Source organism: Bacillus sp. EB600 (genome assembly GCF_024494385.1).
In the GTDB taxonomy this organism is placed as follows: Bacteria; Bacillota; Bacilli; order Bacillales; family Cytobacillaceae; genus JAEVLT01.
The window spans coordinates 1-4,807 of record NZ_JAEVLT010000083.1; the positions used below are offsets into that span (position 1 = coordinate 1).

The 4,807-nt window shown below is 37.4% G+C and carries 4 protein-coding genes; 1 reads left to right on the plus strand and 3 read right to left on the minus strand.

The genetic code is table 11. The features are described from left to right. Positions 1-440: 440 nt before the first annotated feature. A complete protein-coding gene (locus JN080_RS28200; RefSeq protein ID WP_256239264.1) occupies positions 441-2,387 on the minus strand; it encodes an electron transport protein in 1,947 nt (648 codons plus the stop codon). A gap of 203 nt (positions 2,388-2,590) precedes the next feature. Here JN080_RS28200 and JN080_RS28205 point away from each other — a divergent pair, with 203 nt between their 5' ends. Further along, positions 2,591-3,481, plus strand: coding sequence for an SDR family oxidoreductase (locus JN080_RS28205; protein ID WP_256239265.1), 891 nt, complete (start codon positions 2,591-2,593; stop codon positions 3,479-3,481). Between the two features lie 110 nt (positions 3,482-3,591). Here JN080_RS28205 and JN080_RS28210 read toward each other — a convergent pair whose 3' ends face one another. Beyond that, positions 3,592-4,104 (minus strand): DinB family protein, encoded by a 513-nt coding sequence (locus JN080_RS28210; protein WP_256239266.1) that lies wholly within the window; start codon positions 4,102-4,104, stop codon positions 3,592-3,594. A gap of 339 nt (positions 4,105-4,443) precedes the next feature. Beyond that, positions 4,444-4,644, minus strand: coding sequence for a hypothetical protein (locus JN080_RS28215; protein ID WP_256239267.1), 201 nt, complete (start codon positions 4,642-4,644; stop codon positions 4,444-4,446). Positions 4,645-4,807 lie beyond the last annotated feature (163 nt).

Below are 4,807 nucleotides of genomic sequence, written 5' to 3' on the forward strand. Positions count from 1 at the left end.
ATTACGTTGGCTAGTGAAGACTTGCTTCACTATGTTTTTTTTATTGTTGACGTTTTTGTTTGTTTAGTTTTCAAAGAACAATCTTTTTAAAACAGCTTTTGTAGTATATGCCATCTGAACATTTCGTCAACCCTTTTTTAAAGGATGAATGTCGTTCAGCGACAAGAACAATCTTATCACATTAATTCGTTTATGTCAACTTCTCCGAAATGATTATGTTTAAAACTTCGTTTTCATGAAGCTGTTAACGAGTCAGCTCAATTATCATAACATCAACTGTGTTAATAGACAATCAGAAATTTTCACCAATTTTATATGGCGAGAAAGATACTGTATTTGCAAATAATAGGATTTGATCGATACATCTCGTTGTTTTATTCAACAAAAAATGAAACCCCTTAAAGACAGGCATTTCTTATGACTGCCTGTCTTTAAGGGGTTTATTTCAATGTTAGTAAATACTTTATCAAAGCGTCTTGTTCATGTTGAGAAAAACCTGTTGAAGCATCTACCCAATATTCATGCCCCTCGCCTGTTACATTTGATTTCCGAAGGCTTTCGGAAGATTGATTTGCTTTTATAACTTGAGTTCTCAAATTTTTATCCACTAATGCGCGGATACTGTTATAAGGATCAGGTAGAATACTTTTATTCAATGTTCCTTCTATTCCTAATTGATTTTTAGTGTCTGCTCCAACCGCGACACCTCCGTCATGGAGATATGGTGCAGACCAATAAAGACCAATAAGACTAGGAACTTTATAGCCCCCGATTGTATTTCCAATTCCAAAGGCAAGGTTGATTTGCCCAGGGTCTAATCCCCGGGTCGGAACTTTCAACACCAGTGCATTTTTTGGCACCGGCACAGGTGTATCAGATGAATAAATAAGTGGATCTGTTAAAAACACGCCTACTTTTCTTAATCCAATTGCACGTGACGGTTCGGTACCAATTTGTTCCACTGGTATAATCCCGTTATTGGTGTAAAAAGTTCCTGCATGACAGGTAATACAGGATCCGTGAGCAAATACCTGTTTCCCTAATTGCATTTCCTCATCTGTTATCTTAATCGGTGATTTGGGAGGAACAAGAGTATTTTGAAAGGCTGACATTGCATTGTTTTGTTCCCCTACTTTTGTTCCTGGCGAGCTGACGATCAACCCATTAGGTGATATCAGCGAAGACCTCGGATAGGTTGGTAATTTAATCGCTTTGTTTACCCCGGGAGCATCTGGGGTAGGATCGACTTGTGCAAAAAATTCAGAAGGCCTCTTCCTTTTAGTCGGATCAAATCGATATTTTGGGTTCGCCGCATTCTGCAGAATGGTTCCTAAATATACCTCTTGGTCAATTCCAAAAAGAGCTCGACTAGCTTCAGCAATCGTAATCAAGTCAGAACCTTGGGCGTGAACAGCATTATTTAATGTACTTAATCCTTTAAACGGTCCAGCCATTGCAAAGCCACTCCAGCTATAGGGATGATCCCCTAAAGTGAAAGAATCCGGAATCTGAGTAGGATTACTAATAAAGTCACTAGTAATATCAAAGTTCCCTTTTGGCCATTTAATTACACTATCATCAACAGCTGCTTCCAACGCCTTGGGATCTGGTAAGGGTTCTTTTTTACCTTCACTCGTTACAACAGTTTTATCTAAGTTCTTCATATAATCCTTTAAAGATGCAATTTCAGTACGTGCAAAATAAGCAGTTGTGTTCGTACCTAAAGCAAGGAGAAGTCCGAAATTAGCATCCGTGTTAACAGCACCTTCAATTACTTTTTGATTAATAGGATCAACAGTTGCATGGCATGCTGCACAGCTAAGCCCTACTTTTAACCTTCCCTCTGACCTTACAATCGGCAAACCAAGAACTTCGTTAGAACCTTGTATCACATCAAATCCGGTATCCACTTTTGTTCCTTTTTTATATGTTTTCCCGCCCATCGTTACTGTTTCTGCTAATTCTACCTGTAAATTCGTTGTCCCCTTACCGTTTAATTCCTTTATTGCTTTCTGAAAATTTTCAATTGTGAGCGGTCCATTAAAGGCACCAAGAATATCGGATAAAAAGACTTCATTTCCGAAGGTTTCTTCGTAAAATGACTTTCTTCCTAAATCTAATAGAGCTTGATCAATTTTTACTGCACCATTCTTAGGAGATAATAGTTCCCTTCCCTTTGCTGTTTGCATTAAATCATGGGCCTCTCTACGTGAGAAGGATTTTCCCCAGAGATCAAAGGCAGGTTTATCTTCCTCCTTCTGCCATGTTACCTGTTCAGGTTTTACAATTTGGTCTTTAGAAGGAATAAAAGCATACACTGGTTTATGTAAAGGTAAAATGAACGCTAGAATTGCACTCAAACAAAACATCCATTTTCTTTTTTTCATCCCAACTGCCTCCTCAATGGAAATGAATTGCTAAAAGCCACCTTTAATTTCCACCTATTTTCAAAAAATATACTTTTCGAATCACTGTTTCTTTACAATGAAAGTATAGAATCAAAAGTTCAAAAGCAGTAAGACTTTTTAGGCATACACCCATTCAATTTTAAGAATATTCTAAAATTAACATAACGGAGGGGGGCCTATTTATGTATCATCATTTTGGGTATGTACAAAAGTGCGAAACAGTTCCGATCACATTTCCCCCACAATACCAGCCCCAGCATCCAGGAATTGAATCTTTTATGATTCCAAGACCTATCTCTGAAAACCCTAATTATACTGGAAGCAATAAACTATTGAACAAAACCGCCATCATTACTGGGGGAGACAGTGGGATCGGTCGAGCTGTCGCCATTGCTTTTGCAAAAGAAGGCGCAGATGTTGTGATTGTTTATTTAAATGAGCACGGAGATGCATTTGAAACAAAAGATAGAGTGCTGCAATTGGGGAGACAAAGCCTGACGATCGCAGGAGATTTAGGGGATGAGGATTTTTGTCATTATGTCGTTCAGAAGACAATCAAAGTATTTGGACATCTGGAGATCCTAGTCAATAATGCCGGAGAAGTACACCCACAGGCAAGTATCAGCGACATATCAGTAATGCAGCTTAAACGTACTTTTCAAACAAATATTTTTTCATTTTTTTATCTTACACAAGCAGCCATTCCCTATTTAAAACAAGGAAGTACCATTATTAATACGGCTTCAATCGCTGCATACAGCGGACATGAATACGCGATCGATTATGCCGCTACCAAGGGAGCAATCGTTTCATTCACCCGCTCGTTAGCACTTTCCGCCATTAATCAAGGAATCCGAGTTAATGGCGTTGCTCCAGGACCTGTATGGACCCCTCTTATTCCTTCAAGCGGTCAACCAGAAACTTATGCAACTTTTGGAAGTGAAACTCCAATGAAACGTGCTGCACAACCTTTTGAACTAGCACCTGCATATGTTTATTTGGCATCGGACGACTCCTCAAATGTAACAGGACAAATTCTACATATAAACGGTGGAATGATTATTAATGGATAAATGTGAAACTTCAATTTATATAACAAGGGGATAACAAGGGGACGGTTCTTGCGTCTCACAGAAAGACACAATAGAACCGTCCCCACGTACACTCATTGATAATCATATGTTTAGTGCCTCGCATTTAAAAGTAATTTTATCTCTTTTATTTGTTCTATGTGTCGCTGTTCATGTATATATATCTGTTCTATCCATTGGTCAAGCGGCAATTCACCTAAGGCAGGATGATTAAATGATTTTTTCGCCAATATCGATTTATCCTCTATTGTATTAAGGAAAGTCATAAATTTTTTTCTCGAATCGTTTAACAAATCAATGATTGACTGAACTTCAAATGGTTCTACATCTGGTTCAACGATTTCAGGAGCTTTAAACTTTTTCGTTCGATCCAACAAAAGATGAACGTTTTTACGTTCTTTTTGAGTATTATCAACCTTTTTTAATCCCCATGCAATAGCCTTTATTGTTGCCTGTTCCACTAAAACTAAGTGATGACAAACTTGTGCTATACTCCACTTATTCATCCCATGCCTATCATTAAATTGAGCATAACTTAATAAAGTAATCTCATTTACTAAGGAATTTCTCGTTTCATACAGCTTGTCATTTACTAAATTACTCATGAAATTCTCCCCTCACCAGAAAGTAAATACCCAGGTTCCTATTCTGTATATATTCTCCACGATGAAAAGTATTCTTTGAGTATTAATTGAATTATGAGCTCTCCCCTTTTAAAAAAATGAATGAGTTGCGTCTTCTTTGGAATTGCCATTTTCTCTAATCGACCATTACTTCATCTTCATTGGTGGGGTAAATGGATGGTTTAACTTTATCTTCCATCATTCAATAAGAAATTCAAACTTATCCAAGTCAATTGTTTCAGCTTTACGATTTCTCCACATTAACGGAACAGTATTCGGTAAATTCTTTTTTAGGAAAGAAAGGAAATAGATAAATGATAGCTATTTGTAATCTCGGTTATCTTCCAATATGAAATACATTAGTTGTCCCATAATGCCGAAAACAACAATGAACATCCATATGATTTTGTTGTAATATCTAAAATAAGTTTGATTAGTAATTTTTCTTAAACAGGCAATCATTACAATCATATCGAGAAAAATAAAAAGAATAGGAAGAACACTTGGTAATATTTCCTTCATTGTGCATTCTCCTCCGTGAATGACCCTTCCTTAACACCCTTTCGGGTTGTTTTGAAGAAGGGGCTTCCTGATTCATCAACCGTGGCATAGTGGGGGTTTCCCAATATGTCTTACACAATCTCCACAGACGTAGATTATACTGTTCGGACACAACCTTGCCCTA

Coding starts and splice junctions, on each gene's coding strand:
- JN080_RS28205 (WP_256239265.1), top strand. CDS start 2,591: ATGTATCATCATTTTGGGTATGTACAAAAGTGCGAAACAGTTCCGATC.
- JN080_RS28200 (WP_256239264.1), bottom strand. CDS start 2,387: ATGAAAAAAAGAAAATGGATGTTTTGTTTGAGTGCAATTCTAGCGTTC.
- JN080_RS28210 (WP_256239266.1), bottom strand. CDS start 4,104: ATGAGTAATTTAGTAAATGACAAGCTGTATGAAACGAGAAATTCCTTA.
- JN080_RS28215 (WP_256239267.1), bottom strand. CDS start 4,644: ATGAAGGAAATATTACCAAGTGTTCTTCCTATTCTTTTTATTTTTCTC.